The sequence below is a fragment of the uncultured Sunxiuqinia sp. genome (assembly GCF_947495665.1).
Taxonomy (GTDB): domain Bacteria; phylum Bacteroidota; class Bacteroidia; order Bacteroidales; family Prolixibacteraceae; genus Sunxiuqinia; species Sunxiuqinia rutila.
Genome location: NZ_CANLZV010000007.1, coordinates 75473 through 89339, shown reverse-complemented (window position 1 = coordinate 89339; position 13867 = coordinate 75473). Strand labels below are relative to the sequence as shown.

The 13867-nt window shown below is 44.6% G+C and carries 14 protein-coding genes; 8 read left to right on the top strand and 6 right to left on the bottom strand.

Annotation, left to right across the window (positions count from 1 at the left end):
• Positions 1–15 precede the first annotated feature (15 nt).
• The 7 genes from Q1A18_RS10540 to Q1A18_RS10510 all read left to right on the top strand — a co-directional run bounded on the left by Q1A18_RS10540 (position 16) and on the right by Q1A18_RS10510 (position 6769).
• Positions 16–609 carry a LemA family protein gene (locus Q1A18_RS10540; protein WP_299579360.1) on the top strand — a complete coding sequence of 198 codons (594 nt, stop codon included), beginning with the start codon at positions 16–18 and terminating at the stop codon, positions 607–609.
• 11 nt (positions 610–620) lie between these two features.
• A complete protein-coding gene (locus tag Q1A18_RS10535) occupies positions 621–1061 on the top strand; it encodes a TPM domain-containing protein (RefSeq protein WP_299579357.1) in 441 nt (146 codons plus the stop codon).
• 6 nt (positions 1062–1067) lie between these two features.
• Positions 1068–1871 (top strand): TPM domain-containing protein, encoded by an 804-nt coding sequence (locus Q1A18_RS10530; protein ID WP_299579354.1) that lies wholly within the window; start codon positions 1068–1070, stop codon positions 1869–1871.
• A 159-nt stretch (positions 1872–2030) separates the two neighbouring features.
• A complete protein-coding gene (locus tag Q1A18_RS10525; protein WP_299579351.1) occupies positions 2031–3002 on the top strand; it encodes a hypothetical protein in 972 nt (323 codons plus the stop codon).
• 243 nt (positions 3003–3245) lie between these two features.
• Complete coding sequence (locus Q1A18_RS10520; RefSeq protein WP_299579348.1) at positions 3246–4064, top strand: GIY-YIG nuclease family protein; 819 nt, start codon at positions 3246–3248, stop codon at positions 4062–4064.
• 1322 nt (positions 4065–5386) lie between these two features.
• Positions 5387–6103: a DUF6261 family protein gene (locus tag Q1A18_RS10515; RefSeq protein ID WP_299579345.1), complete on the top strand. Its 717-nt coding sequence runs from the start codon at positions 5387–5389 to the stop codon at positions 6101–6103.
• Positions 6104–6226: 123 nt separating this feature from the next.
• Positions 6227–6769, top strand: coding sequence for a transposase (locus tag Q1A18_RS10510; RefSeq protein ID WP_299579342.1), 543 nt, complete (start codon positions 6227–6229; stop codon positions 6767–6769).
• Positions 6770–6925: 156 nt separating this feature from the next.
• Here Q1A18_RS10510 and Q1A18_RS10505 read toward each other — a convergent pair whose 3' ends face one another.
• From Q1A18_RS10505 to Q1A18_RS10490, 4 genes are read right to left on the bottom strand one after another with little or no spacing between them, the layout of a single operon-like run.
• Positions 6926–7696 carry a C4-type zinc ribbon domain-containing protein gene (locus tag Q1A18_RS10505; protein ID WP_299579339.1) on the bottom strand — a complete coding sequence of 257 codons (771 nt, stop codon included), beginning with the start codon at positions 7694–7696 and terminating at the stop codon, positions 6926–6928.
• Positions 7697–7721: 25 nt separating this feature from the next.
• Complete coding sequence (locus Q1A18_RS10500; RefSeq protein ID WP_299579335.1) at positions 7722–8816, bottom strand: Nif3-like dinuclear metal center hexameric protein; 1095 nt, start codon at positions 8814–8816, stop codon at positions 7722–7724.
• Between the two features lie 31 nt (positions 8817–8847).
• A complete protein-coding gene (locus Q1A18_RS10495; protein ID WP_299579331.1) occupies positions 8848–9192 on the bottom strand; it encodes a MerR family transcriptional regulator in 345 nt (114 codons plus the stop codon).
• 12 nt (positions 9193–9204) lie between these two features.
• Positions 9205–10176 carry a M23 family metallopeptidase gene (locus Q1A18_RS10490; RefSeq protein WP_299579328.1) on the bottom strand — a complete coding sequence of 324 codons (972 nt, stop codon included), beginning with the start codon at positions 10174–10176 and terminating at the stop codon, positions 9205–9207.
• Positions 10177–10477: 301 nt separating this feature from the next.
• Here Q1A18_RS10490 and alaS point away from each other — a divergent pair, with 301 nt between their 5' ends.
• Positions 10478–13096, top strand: coding sequence for an alanine--tRNA ligase (gene alaS / locus Q1A18_RS10485; RefSeq protein WP_299579325.1), 2619 nt, complete (start codon positions 10478–10480; stop codon positions 13094–13096).
• Between the two features lie 214 nt (positions 13097–13310).
• Here the strand turns inward: alaS and Q1A18_RS10480 are convergent, their stop codons facing one another.
• Together Q1A18_RS10480 and Q1A18_RS10475 are read right to left on the bottom strand one after the other, a co-directional pair.
• On the bottom strand, positions 13311–13553 hold the full coding sequence (locus Q1A18_RS10480; RefSeq protein ID WP_299579322.1) for a DUF2007 domain-containing protein: 243 nt from the start codon (positions 13551–13553) through the stop codon (positions 13311–13313).
• 22 nt (positions 13554–13575) lie between these two features.
• Entirely contained in the window at positions 13576–13788 is a 213-nt protein-coding gene (locus Q1A18_RS10475) for a DUF2892 domain-containing protein (protein WP_299579319.1), read from the bottom strand.
• Positions 13789–13867 lie beyond the last annotated feature (79 nt).

Here is a 13867-nt window from a genome sequence, read left to right as displayed (position 1 = left end):
TTTAATTAAAAAAATATGAAGAAGACTTGGATCATTTTAGCTGCTATTGCAGTTGTTGTGTTGTTGATGTACTCCTCGGTTAAGGGGACTTATAATACGATGGTTACTCAGGATGAAGCCGTCAATGCCAGCTGGGCACAGGTAGAAAACGTGTATCAGCGGCGGGCTGATTTGATTCCGAACCTGGTGAATACCGTAAAGGGTTACGCCTCACACGAGCAGGAAACCTTGGAAGGTGTGATTGAAGCGCGTTCGAAAGCCACTTCGGTTAATGTGAATCCCGAAAATCTGAATGAGCAGTCTTTGCAACAGTTTCAGCAAGCGCAGGCCGGTTTGAGTTCAGCGTTGAGCCGACTGATGGTGGTTGTAGAGCGGTATCCTGACCTGAAAGCGAACCAGAGTTTCCTGGATTTACAGGCTCAGCTGGAAGGCACCGAAAACCGGATTACGGTAGAGCGTCGGAAGTTTAACGAGAGTGCCCGCGCATTCAATACCTACATTCGCTCTTTCCCAAAGAATATTTATGCCAATCTTTTCGGCTTTGAAAAGAAAGCCTACTTTGAAGCAGATCAAGGCGCTGAGAAAGCCCCTGAAGTAAGTTTCGACTAAAACAATAAACCATGTCAGTACAAGATTTTTTTACAGACAAAGAGAAAAAACAAATTACCGATGCCGTAAAAGCAGCCGAGTTGAACACTTCGGGCGAGGTTCGGGTGCATGTGGAGGGCAAATGCCCGGAAGATGTGCTTGACCGTGCGGCCTATTGGTTTGAAAAGTTAGCGATGCACAAAACAGCCCTTCGAAACGGGGTGTTGTTTTACTTGGCCGTAAGCGACCGGAAGTTTGCCATTTTGGGCGATGCCGGCATTAACGCCAAGGTTCCGGCCGATTTCTGGGATGAAATTAAAGAGCACATGCTTTCGAAGTTTAAAGAAGGCCGGTTTGCTGAAGGTTTGGCTGAGGGAATAGAGAAGGCCGGCGAGCAGCTAAAAGCCCATTTCCCTTATCAAACGGATGATGTCAATGAATTGTCGGATGAAATATCATTCGGAAAAAAATAGCGTAGCATGTTAAAAAGACTTTCATTTTTACTATTACTTTTTTTGAGTCTGGCCGTGTCGGCCCAGGATTTGCCTGAACGGCCTAATCCGCCGCGATTGGTGAATGACCTGGCCGATGTGCTTTCCAATGCCGAGGAACAGCGCATGGAAATGGAGCTGGCGCAGTTTGCCCGCGAAACCTCCAACCAGATTGCCATCGTAACAGTTCCTAGCCTGAATGGCTACGATGCGTCGAGCTTTGCTTTTCGCCTGGGCGAAGAGTGGGGCATTGGACAAAAGGACAAGGATAACGGCGTGGTGGTGCTGTTCAAACCAAAAACAGCCAACGAGCGGGGGCAGATTTTTGTTGCTGTGGGCTATGGACTGGAAGGGGTTATTCCGGATGCTGTGGCCAATCGCGACATTATCGACTACGAGATGATTCCCCGTTTTAAGCAAGGCGACACCTTTGGCGGTTTATATGCCGGAACACAGGTGATCATGGGATTGGCCCGGGGCGAATTCACGGCGCAGGAATACCATGAAAAAGCCTCGGAAGGAAGTGGCGGATTTCCGTTTATCTTCTTGCTGTTCATCATTTTCTTTTTCATTATTCCCATTTTCCGCGGACGACGACGCTATTACAGCACCGGAACGCGTGGAAGCAGTTTGCCATTTTGGTTGCTGATGGGCGACATGATGGGATCAGGACGCAGCCATGGCGGTTCGTTTGGAAACTTCTCCAGTGGAGGCGGAAGCTTCGGCGGTGGCGGTTTCGGCGGCTTCGGTGGTGGCGGTTTTGGCGGTGGTGGTGCCGGCGGAAGCTGGTAATGCCAGACACTATAAAATATGACATTCAAATCCGGCTTTTCGAAGCCGGATTTTTTTATTGGCCGGTTCTCATCAAAAAAATGACGGGGAACAAAACATTCGATTAAAACAGGAGTTGTTTTAGAAACATTGGGTAAAAGAAGCCAAAAACTGAAAAATATGAAGCGATCAAAAAGAATATTGCTAAGCGGCTTGGTGGGAACCATGCTGTTTGCCTGCGGAACGCAGACGAAAAAACCAGAAGCCGAAAAAGAGTCGGTGGTTGTAGAGCAAGCGGTTGAAAAAACGGTGTCAGGAAACTATGTGACGCCGGATTATTTTAAGCGCAGTGAAGGCTACGACTGGGTAGGCATAAAGGTGAGCCAACAGGATGAGAAGCAGTTGGCCATTTCCGTTCGGTCGCGGGCGGATAAAAAGCGGCCAACCTGTACATGGGATGTCACGGCCCGGGAAATTTCGGAAGGTGTTTTTCGTGCCGTGGTGGATGGAAAACCGGTTTTGTTTGCCTTTGAAGGCGATCAATTAACCATTAAAGCCGAAAAGGCGGAAGATGAAGGCGTGTTGTATTTCTATTGCTCAGGAGGAGCAACCGTTGCTGGCAGCTATCAAAAGATTGCCGGGGAGCTGGATCCGGAGCAGGTCGATCAAACCCTTTTTAGCCAGGTGCTGCAACTGCAGGGAATTGGCTTTCATGTTTCGAGTAAGATGAAGGAGGGTAAAAACTGGCTAACCATTGCACCCTTTGGTTTGGAGATCTCGAACCGTTCGGTTGAGCACGAAATGGATGGGCAGGTGGTTTGGGCCGAAGTGGAGGATCTGAACAGTGATGGCTCGCCCGAAGTGGTGGTTTTCATTCGCAACGAAGAAACCACCAAAGGAACGGTGATTGCCTATTCGGTCAACAATCGCAAGTCGATGAGCGATGTTTACTTTCAGGATATCAAATTCGATTCCTCCATCAACCAAGGCTACGAGGGCGGCGATGAGTTTGCCATTGTGGAAACGACCCTGAGCCAGCGCTTCCCCATTGCCGGAACCAACAAGCTGCGTCAGGTAAACTACGAAATGGTCAACGGGGAATCTTCGCGCGTGTTTAAAGTGAAAAGCGTGAACGAGTTTGAACGGCCGTAAGCTTTGGTGCGGATACGTGTAACAAGGGCTCCGATCTTTCTCCCCAAAAGATCGGAGCCTTTTTTTTGCACGTACTTTGGAGGAGGGGAGCCCCTTGATTTTTTGGCAAGGATTCACCTAACTACCCCTTGTTGGAGCAATCAGCTACTTAAAACGGAAATAAAAAGATACTTACGGATTCGTACATTTTGTAAAGTTTTGTAACTTGAACAGCGAAACCTGAAACGACCTAAACGTAAGCATATGAAACTTCATGAAGCAATAGAGAAATTATTACAACAAAATGGTAGACCAATGACTACTTCTGAAATTGCTTATGAATTGAATAAAAATAAGTGGTATCAAAAAAAGGATGGTTCAGAAATTCAACCTTTTCAAATTCATGGGAGAACAAGGAATTATCCACAACTTTTTAATCGTAACGGTTCAACTGTTTCATTAATCGGACAAAAAAACATTAAAGTTTCTTCTCCCATAATTCAGACTGAAAAACCTAAAACAAAAATTACAGAAGTTTCAAAAAATCTTGTGCTTTTGGAGAAAGTTTTAATGAATGAAAAAAACTTTAAAAATGCTTCAGATATTGATAATTTAGTACCATCTAATTCAGGACTTTATTGTATCCGAATTAAAAATTATAAAGTTTTCCCTGAGCCATTTGACAGAGTATTAGAAGAAAGAAAACACAACATAATCTACATTGGGATTGCATCTCAAAATCTAAAGAAAAGATTTTTAAATCAGGAATTGCGCGCAAACGGACACGGAACTTTTTTTCGTAGCATTGGAGCCGTTCTTGGTTTTAAACCACCAAAAGGTTCTCTAAAAAATAGAGCCAACAAAAAGAACTATAAATTTTCGACCTCCGATGAAAGTAAAATTATAGAGTGGATAAATAAAAATTTGCTTGTAAACTGGGTTGAATTTAATGACGATTTTGAGAGTTTAGAAACCAACTTGATCCAGAAATATCTACCTTTAATAAATATTGCAAAGAATCCTCTTTCAGTTAAAGAATTATCAGATTTGAGAGCAGAATGTGTAAGAATTGCGAACAGTTAAAAATGAAAAACCAGCTTGTAAAACAGTACATATTGTATTGCGGGGTTCATGGTGTATCGTTCGCTGGATTCTCGTTACTCAGTTCCATGTCCTTCGGACAGGAGCGCTCTCCGAAATCCGTAACGACAGCATGTACCAAGCGTTAGGCAACATTTTGAAATGAGACTCTATACAAATTGCAAAAGGTGTAAAAAAGAAATCAGATTCTCCACATGGGAAACCGATAGGACTCGTCTTGCAATGACACAAGGAAAAAAATTGGAGTTAAAGTGTAAATAATGTACACTATTGTAGTTAAAATACTGGTAATCAAAATGGTGACAAACTGTGAGTGGTATTTCTTTCTTTTAAATTAAAAATTACTCATCAAAGATATTCTAAATTCCCAAGATATTCTCAAATACAAGGTAATCCTATGTCATTGACAGTGTGTTAGTTGCAAGGGTTGAGCTCACAAATTGTCCTACATTGCTCACATTTTGTCCTATACCACTCACAGTTTGTCCTATCGTACTCACAACTTGTCCTAAGTCGCTCACAAATTGTCCTACAAGGTGTTAATAAAGTCCTTCCGTGGCTATATCAAGCTAATAACCAGCAACTTAAGAGGGAGTGAGAATAACACGCACATCGCCTTAAAAAGAACTCACTCACAGTTTGTCCTACTAACTGTTCATAGCTGCTCACAATTTGTCCTATTGTTTGTTGACACCCACTCACAGTTTGTCCTACCCCTGTTAACAAGCTTGTTAGTTTTTTCAGGAAAGTTTTTAACACATTTATCCTACCTTTGAAGCAGTAGGATAAAATTGCCAATCCCCATCTCCCCCTTGTTTGAGCAAAGCGGTAACAAGGAGTTCGCTTTGTGTCGTTTTTAACGACCATTAAAAAATCGGCAGCCAACTTTTGCTTCCGGTGGCGCGGAAATGAAAATCGGCAGCCAACTTTTGCTTCCGGTGGCGCGGAAATGAAAATCAGCAGCTAACTTTTACTTCCGGTGGCGCGGAGATGAAAATCAGCAGCCAACTTTTACTTCCGGTGGCGTGGAGATGAAAATCGGCAGCTAACTTTTGCTTCCGGTGCTGCGGAAATGAAAATCAACAGCCAACTTTTGCTTCCGGTGGCGCGGAAATGAAAATCAGCGGCCAACTTTTGCTTCCGGTGGCGCGGAGATGAAAATCAGCAGCTAACTTTTACTTCCGGTGCTGCGGAAATGAAAATCGGCAGCCAGTGACTACTGTTCTTTAATTTTTGCATTCCTATTGTTAAATTGATCATTTTGTTGTAATTTATGGTTCTTAATCATTTAAAAATCAATAGTTATGATCTTAAAAATTTTATACTCTTATTTCAGCCTTGCCCACTTAATCAGTCTTTCACAGCGGATGATACAGTTGGTGACCGACCGGTTTCCCGATCATCCAATGATTTCATCGTTGCTGGCCACCATTCGCCTTAAGCAGGAAATCGCTGTTCAGGCGGTTGGCAGCAGTAGCTGGCAAGCATTAACCAGTTTGATCCGGAAGGCCGATCAGCGGCGCGATAACAGTTACCGCTCCTTGCGCGATCATGTAGCAGCGGGTTTACTGCGCGAGAACGAGGAGTACCGGCTGGCTTGTGAGTCGCTGTGGCCTCTTTTTGAAAAAAACGGACTGAGTCTTTACTATGCTTCTTATGCTGAAGAAACAGCAGCAATTACGAGTTTGTTAAAGGACCTGAATGACCAGGCGATGCAAGCGCATCTGGTAACGATTCATGCGGTGGAATGGATAACCGAGCTGCATCGCGACAACCAGTCGTTTGTCAATCTTTCGCAGGAGCGGACTGCTGCCCGTTCGACCGACGACACGGTGACTGATAAAGAGGCTTTCGAGCAGTTAAAAACATCCTTGGATTTGCTGTGCAACATGCTTAATGCCCTTAATGCGCTCAACGAACCGGAAGGAATTCGTGAAACGGTTGAAGAACTTGATCAAGCGATTCGTGAGGCTACGGCAGCGGCGCGGCAAAGTGGCAGCCGTCCGGTGGTCAATCAGTAGGAGCGCCAGAGCAGATCCAGCGGCTTTGCAATAGGACTGTGGCTGGATCGGATTTTGAATCCGATCCATACTAACAATGGATTTGGAATCCATAAGGTCCAACTGTTAAATAACCTGATGCCCATGGGAATTCGTAATAAAATATCACCAGGATATGTCTACTATCTGACCTTAACGATTGTGGAATGGATTGATTTGTTTACCCGCCCGGTATACAAGCATCTGATTGTTGACTCTCTGAATTATTGTATTGCCCATAAAGGGTTAAGGGTGTATTGCTGGTGCCTGATGTCGAACCATTTGCACCTGATTGCCGGAGCTGATGATGACGATAGTTTATCTGATGTTCTTCGCGATTTCAAGAAATTTACCAGCAAAGCCTTGGTTGATGCCCTAAAAACAGGAACTGAAAGCAGGCGCGACTGGTTGCTGAATTTGTTCTGGTACGCGGGGAAAAACAATAAGAAGATACGCAACTACAAAGTTTGGCAGGATGGGAATGATGCAAAGGAAATCCATAGGACCATTTTTCTGGAAGAAAAGATGGCGTATATCCACAACAACCCGGTCAAGGCAGAGTTGGTGGGGAATCCGGAAGATTACTTATACAGTTCGGCAAGAGATTATGCGGGTGAAAAAGGATTGGTTAATATTGAATTTGTATGAATGTGATGATTCGTTTAGTAGGATTGCAAATCCCGGGTTAGATGGGATCGGATTGCAAATCCGATCCAGCTGCCTCCAGTACGAGTTAACAGCAACAAAAAAAAGCCTTTAGAGCATGCTCTAAAGGCTTTTGTATATCAATTGGTCAACGAGTGCTTACTCGCTCACTTGGTCTGGTTCCAGAATATCTTTGTCAACCAGGATTCGTCCGCAATATTCGCAAACGATAATTTTTTTGCGGTTGGCAATGTCCATTTGGCGTTGTGGTGGAATCTTCGCAAAGCAACCGCCACAAGCATCACGCTGAACGGTAACTACGGATAGTCCGTTGCGGGCATTTTTACGAATCCGTTTGAAAGCAGTTAATAAACGGGGTTCAATTGCGTTTTCAATTTTCTCCGCTTTTCCTTTCAGCTTTTCCTCTTCAATTTTCGTTTCAGCGGTAATTTCTTCCAACTCTGATTTTTTGCGATCCAGGTCTTCCTGACGTTCCGAAAGCAGTGTTTTAGATGATTCGATGGCTTCTTTTTTAGAGGCCAGTTCCGCTGTAAACTCTTTAATGCGCTTTTCAGAAAGTTCGATTTCCAGCTTTTGGAATTCAATTTCCTTGTTCAGCGAATCGTATTCGCGGTTGTTGCGCACGTTGTTTTGCTGCTCGGTATACTTGGCAATCAGGGCCTCAGATTCTTTGATCGCAGCTTTCCGGTTTGTGATAGACGTTTCAAGGGTTTTGATGTCATCACTGTAATTGTTAACACGGGTAGTTAAGCCAGCAATGTCGTCTTCCAGGTCTTGTACCTCAAGCGGAAGCTCTCCGCGAAGCGTTTTAATCTTGTCGATTTCAGAAACAACTGTTTGCAACTCGAAAAGGGCTTTTAGCTTTTCGCTAATTGGAACTGATTTGTCTTCTTGGTACTGTGTATTCATATTTGGAATGCTCTAATTTTCTATGTTAAAGGTAGTTTACCGGGTTGGTGTTCACCTCAGATAAACGGACTGCAAATTTAGGGAATTTTTTTGTAAGTAATTCATAAAAAACTTCTTTAGTGAATTGCTCGCTTTCAAAATGCCCAATGTCGGCCAATACCATTTTGTTTTCAGCTTCAAAAAACTGGTGGTATTTCAAGTCGCCGGTCACAAACACATCGGCTTGTTCCCGAATGGCTTGTTTGATTAAAAAGCTTCCGGAACCCCCGCAAACCGCAATCCTTTTCACCTTTTTATCCAGCAAAGGACTGTACTTGATCAGGCCTGTTCCAAATATTTTTTTGAGTGAACGCAGAAAGCGTTTTTCATCCATTTCGCGCGGAAGTTCGCCCACCATGCCAATGCCTACCTGCGGGTGTTGGTTGTCGATGGAATAAATGTCGTAAGCCACTTCTTCGTAGGGGTGCGCCTGAGTTAAGGCCTGCACAACGGCTCCCTGCAAGTGAGCCGGGAAAATGGTTTCGATGCGAAGTTCATTTTCGTAGTGAATTTCGCCGGGTTTCCCCACAAATGGGTTGGTGGTGCTATTGCCTCTGAAACTGCCTTTTCCGGCAATGGAGTAGGCACAGGAATCGTAATTCCCAATTTGTCCGGCTCCTGCGGCAAACAAAGCTTCCTGTACCTTTTCGGCATGATCGAATGGTACAAAGGTGACCAGCTTTTTGAGCTGCCCGCTAACAGGCGATAAGATGCGGCAGTTCTCCAGTCCAATTTTTTCACAAATCTTGCCATTCACTCCCTCGGGCACACTGTCGAGGTTGGTGTGCGAGGCATAAATGGCAATGTTATGCTGAATGGCTTTGATGACGCAACGTTCCACTTCGTTTTTGCCGTTCAGTTTTTTCAGCCCGCCAAAAATCAGCGGGTGATGCGCAATGATCAGGTCACATTTGCGGGCAATGGCTTCGTCCAGCACCGTCTCAGTCACGTCGAGGGTGATGAGGGCCTGTTTGACTTCCTTGCCCGGTTCTCCAACCAGCAGGCCTGCATTATCGTAGGATTCCTGGTAGGCCAGGGGAGCAACTGATTCGAGGTAGCTTGTAATTTCGCTTAATCTCATAGTGTATGTTTTCAGATTCAGGCCGATTGGTTTAGGACTCGTCCATTTTTGCCTGAATTTCAAGCAGCATGTGTTTGATGGATTTCAACCGATCGACTAATTCATGTTTGTTGAGCGTGTCTTCCTTGTTGTCTTTCAACTTTTGCTTGGCTCCTTTCAGGGTCAGGCCACGCTCTTTTACCAGGTGGTATATCAGTTTAATGTTTTCAATATCTTCCTTTGTAAACAGGCGGTTACCTTTCTTGTTCTTTTGGGGTTTCAGAATGTCGAATTCCTTCTCCCAAAAGCGAATGTGAGAGGTGTTGACCTGAAACATGTCAGCGACTTCTCCAATCGTGTAAAAGACTTTTTCTATCTTGGGTTTTTTGTAAGGCACGGTCACCTGGTTTTAATCATAGGATTGTCCCATGTTGGACGAAATGGCAATCATCCGTTCGTATTCCTGAGGCGTTAAGTCCTTGAAATAGTAATATTGCGGATTTACGGCTCTTCCGTTTTTGTGCACTTCGTAGTGTAAGTGCGGGCCTGTTGATTTTCCGGCATTACCCACGTAAGCAATTACGCTACCCCGTTTTACCTTTTGGCCTTTTTTCACATTGAATTCGTTGAGGTGTCCGTAAAGGGTTTCGTAACCAAAGCCATGGTCAATAACCACCCATCTTCCGTAACCTCCGCGCGAGGTTTTTACTTCTTTCACCACGCCATCGCCGGTAGCATAAACCTCGGTGCCAATAGGGGCGGTAAAGTCCATACCATAGTGAAACTTCCGGATTTTATAAACCGGATCAATGCGGAAACCCCAGCCGGAAGCAGTTCGTTTCAGGTCTTTATTGGAGATGGGCATTACTGCCGGAATGCTCGAAAGCATTTGTTCTTTGTCTAAAGCCAGCTTGAGTACCTCGTCGTAAGATTTGGATTGAATGTAGGCTTCTTTGGCAATGATGTCCAGCTTACGCGCCGTATTGATTACCAGTTCCGAATTGTCCAGATTTTCCAGGTGGGCGTATTTGTTAACACCACCAAAACCGGCTTTACGCAAAGAGTTGGGGATCGGATCTGCTTCAAAAATAATCCGGTACAGGTTGTCATCCCGGTGCTGAATATCGGTCAAAACCTCTTCAATGCTTTCCAGGTTCTGATACATCAATTCATACTGTGACATCAACCGCTGGTTCTCAAGTTTTAAGCCGCGCATCTTTGGCGTTTCGTAAAACTGAAGGAAGATAATAGCCAACACGGTTCCAACGACGATACTGGATGAGAAGAAGACTAAAAAACGGTGGATTTTCGATTTTAAGTTGCGTTCAACCTTTTCGTAACTGAGGGTTTCGGGGTTGAATTTATACTTAACTTTTGCCATAAAAAACCAATTTCTTTTTTACAGGATGTAACAAATTTAAGTAATTAATCTAACTTTGCAAGACTTAAAAAATCAGGCAGATTAACTACGAAAACGCAAAAGTAATTGAAATATTGAGTTAATAAGTTTGATTGCAGTGCTGAGAGGTGCTTTTTAACAAAAATTAAAGGTATTCAATCCTGTAATCCAGAAGGGGAGGATTCAGTCGGTTTTGGTAGGGCTTTCTTGCGAACAGCCTGGCTGGGGCATGACTCCTGATTCGAAAATTACAGCATCATATAAATTTGAAAAAGACAGACACATGAATTCCAAAGCGATCAGGAAGGCTTTCCTGGATTTTTTTATTTCAAAGCAACATACCATAGTCGATTCGGCTCCCATGGTGGTAAAAAATGATCCAACGCTGATGTTTACCAATGCGGGAATGAATCAATTCAAAGATATTTTTCTGGGGAACCAACCGGCCCAATCGGCACGGGTAGCTGATACTCAGAAATGTTTACGCGTTTCGGGTAAGCACAACGACCTGGAAGAAGTAGGACACGATACCTACCACCACACCATGTTTGAAATGTTGGGTAACTGGTCCTTTGGTGACTATTTCAAAGAAGAAGCCATCAACTGGGCGTGGGAATTTCTGCATGATAAAATGGGAATTCACGCGGACCGCATGTACGCGACTGTTTTTGAAGGAAGTGAAGACGATAAACTGGCTTTGGATGAAGAAGCCAAGCATTTTTGGTTACAGCACTTGCCGGCACACCATGTGTTGAACGGAAGCAAAAAAGATAATTTCTGGGAAATGGGCGAAACGGGTCCTTGTGGTCCTTGTTCCGAAATTCACGTGGATTTGCGTGATGATGATGAGCGAGCCAAAATTCCCGGAGCAGAACTAGTGAACCAGGATCATCCGCTGGTGATTGAAATCTGGAACCTGGTGTTTATTCAGTTTAACCGCAAAGCAGACGGACGTTTGGAAGAACTTCCGGCTAAGCATGTGGATACCGGAATGGGCTTTGAACGCCTGTGCATGGTGTTGCAGAATAAAAAATCGAATTACGATACCGATGTCTTTCAAACCATCATTGGGAAACTGGCCGGACTGTGTGGTAAAAAGTATGGCGAAAATGAGAAAGATGACATTGCCATGCGCGTTATTGCCGACCACTTGCGGGCCATTGCCTTTGCCATTGCCGATGGACAGTTGCCGTCAAACAACAAAGCGGGTTACGTTATCCGTCGTATTTTGCGGCGCGCAGTACGTTATGGCTATACCTTCCTGAATTTCCGCGAGGCATTCATTTACCGCCTGGTGGAAACGCTGAAGGAAAACATGGGCGATGCTTTCCCCGAATTGCAGGCTCAGCAAGAACTGATTGAAAAGGTAATCAAGGAAGAGGAAGAAAGTTTCCTGCGTACGCTGGAAACAGGAATTCGCTTGCTGGATGAAGTGATGGTTAAAGCGAAAAAAGAAAATGTGTCGGAAGTTGCTGGCAAAAGCGCTTTCGAATTGTACGATACATTTGGGTTCCCGCTGGATTTAACGGAGCTGATTCTGCGTGAAAATGGCTTAACGGTGAACCGTGCCGAGTTTGATTCAGAAATGAAGAAACAAAAAGACCGTTCGCGGAATGCGGCAGCGCAGGAAACCAGCGACTGGGTAGAGCTGAAGAAAATTGATGAGGTTAAGTTTTTGGGTTACACGACCTTGGAAGCCGATATTCAAATTGCACGTTACCGCCAAGTGAAGCAAAAGGATAAGCAGTTTTTCCACCTGGTTTTTGATCAAACACCTTTCTACGGAGAGTCGGGTGGTCAGGTTGGTGACACAGGCTACATCGAATTCAATGGGGTGAAAACAAGTATTGTTGACACGCAAAAAGAAAATAACCTGATTGTGCATATTGCCAAGGAATTGCCGGCTGATCCATCAGCAACTTTCCGGGCTGTGGTTAGCAATCAGAAACGAAAATTGACGGCCAATAACCACACGGCAACACACTTGCTCGACCAGGCTTTGCGCGAAGTGCTGGGAACGCATGTGGAACAAAAGGGGTCGTTGGTGAATGCCGATTACCTGCGGTTTGACTTTGCCCACTTCCAGAAAGTGTCGAAGGAAGAGCTGGATCAGATTCAGGCTCGTGTTAATGAGTTGATTCGTCAGAACTTTCAACAGGAAGAAAAGCACGATGTTCCCTTTGCCGAAGCACAGGAAATGGGAGCGATTGCCTTGTTTGGCGAAAAGTACAGCGACAAAGTGCGGGTGATTAAGTTTGGCGACTCGGTGGAATTGTGTGGTGGAACGCACGTTCCTGCAACCGGACAAATCGGGTATTTTGTCATTACTTCAGAGAGCGCTATTTCGGCAGGTGTTCGGCGTATTGAGGCCATTACGGCTGATAAGGCGGAAGCATTCATCACTAAAAACATGGATGAATTGCACGAAGTGCGTGGTTTGTTCAGCAATACTAAAAACCTGAAAAAATCGGTTGAAGATTTGCAGGATGAAAATGCCAAGTTGAAAAAGCAACTGGAGGCCTTTGAAAAGCAAGCTGCAGCTGGGGTGAAGGATGAACTGAAAAAGAAAATTACCGAGATTGATGGCGTGAATGTGATTGCCGAAAAAGTGGCGTTGGATTCTCCACAAGCCATCAAGGATTTGGCTTTCCAGTTAAAAGGCGAGGTGGATAACTTGTTTTTGGTGCTGGGCGCTGAAATCGGTGGAAAACCAAGCCTAAGCATTATGATTGCCGATAACCTGGTGAAAGAAAAAGGACTGAACGCCGGACAGATTGTACGTGAAGCAGCCAAAGAAATGAAAGGTGGCGGTGGCGGCCAGCCATTTTATGCTACGGCTGGTGGAAAAGACGTGGCCGGTATTGAAGCGGCTATTGCCAAGGCAAAATCATTTGTCGGATAAAACCGGCTCTGTTCAAAAAGATATAAGATTGAAAGGTTTCACTTGCATGGTCAGGTGGAACCTTTTTTGTTGCGCTGAAGTCTTGTTCATGCAACGAAGAACATACCTTCCCTAAATCACTTATTCGTTTAGACAATAAGCGGGGGAGCCTTCGGGGGCATTGGATTCTCCTTTCGAACTACTTGCTGAAACGATTCTCTTTTGAATGGAAGGTTTAATCGATGTAATGAAACTCTTTAAGCAGTTGACGTGCCAAGGCTTCATCGTCACGGTTAATAATAATTTCTACCGGCTCAAAGCCGCCCGCTGAAACTTGCCAGGGGGCAATTTGTCCCATCAGATGATTGCTCATGAGGGTGACAATGCCCCGGTCATTCAGCAATTGGTTGACCATTTCGGCCTCTAAAGGCTTACCGCTGTATATAACCAGGGTTTCGTGCTGCGTTTCTTTGGTCATCGTTTTGGTTTTTATGGCCCGGTCAAAGTTTGTCCGACTTTCCACAGGTGTTTATTCCCAAGGGAAGATACAGCGGACAAAAACTCACCACGCTGGTTAATAAAAATACACAAGCCAGAATTAGCAGAATAAGTCCCCAAATTCCGGTAAGTATGCCGGCAAAGTAAAGAATTGCGATAACAACTGCAATTACAGAGCGAATCACGCGATCGGCCATTCCCATGTTCTTTTTCATTGTATCTGAATTTTAGTGTTAAAGTTGCTCTCTTTTACCTACGGAATCCGGTTTGGGTTTCGAATGGCGCTTTGTTTTT

Bases quoted from the DNA above. Each gene is read 5' to 3' on its own strand.
- Q1A18_RS10520 (WP_299579348.1), top strand. From the start codon at position 3,246: ATGAAACTTCATGAAGCAATAGAGAAATTATTACAACAAAATGGTAGA.
- Q1A18_RS10475 (WP_299579319.1), bottom strand. From the start codon at position 13,788: ATGAAAAAGAACATGGGAATGGCCGATCGCGTGATTCGCTCTGTAATT.
- Q1A18_RS10525 (WP_299579351.1), top strand. From the start codon at position 2,031: ATGAAGCGATCAAAAAGAATATTGCTAAGCGGCTTGGTGGGAACCATG.
- Q1A18_RS10500 (WP_299579335.1), bottom strand. From the start codon at position 8,816: ATGAGATTAAGCGAAATTACAAGCTACCTCGAATCAGTTGCTCCCCTG.
- Q1A18_RS10515 (WP_299579345.1), top strand. From the start codon at position 5,387: ATGATCTTAAAAATTTTATACTCTTATTTCAGCCTTGCCCACTTAATC.
- Q1A18_RS10530 (WP_299579354.1), top strand. From the start codon at position 1,068: ATGTTAAAAAGACTTTCATTTTTACTATTACTTTTTTTGAGTCTGGCC.
- Q1A18_RS10510 (WP_299579342.1), top strand. From the start codon at position 6,227: ATGGGAATTCGTAATAAAATATCACCAGGATATGTCTACTATCTGACC.
- Q1A18_RS10490 (WP_299579328.1), bottom strand. From the start codon at position 10,176: ATGGCAAAAGTTAAGTATAAATTCAACCCCGAAACCCTCAGTTACGAA.
- Q1A18_RS10540 (WP_299579360.1), top strand. From the start codon at position 16: ATGAAGAAGACTTGGATCATTTTAGCTGCTATTGCAGTTGTTGTGTTG.
- Q1A18_RS10480 (WP_299579322.1), bottom strand. From the start codon at position 13,553: ATGACCAAAGAAACGCAGCACGAAACCCTGGTTATATACAGCGGTAAG.
- Q1A18_RS10505 (WP_299579339.1), bottom strand. From the start codon at position 7,696: ATGAATACACAGTACCAAGAAGACAAATCAGTTCCAATTAGCGAAAAG.
- alaS (WP_299579325.1), top strand. From the start codon at position 10,478: ATGAATTCCAAAGCGATCAGGAAGGCTTTCCTGGATTTTTTTATTTCA.
- Q1A18_RS10535 (WP_299579357.1), top strand. From the start codon at position 621: ATGTCAGTACAAGATTTTTTTACAGACAAAGAGAAAAAACAAATTACC.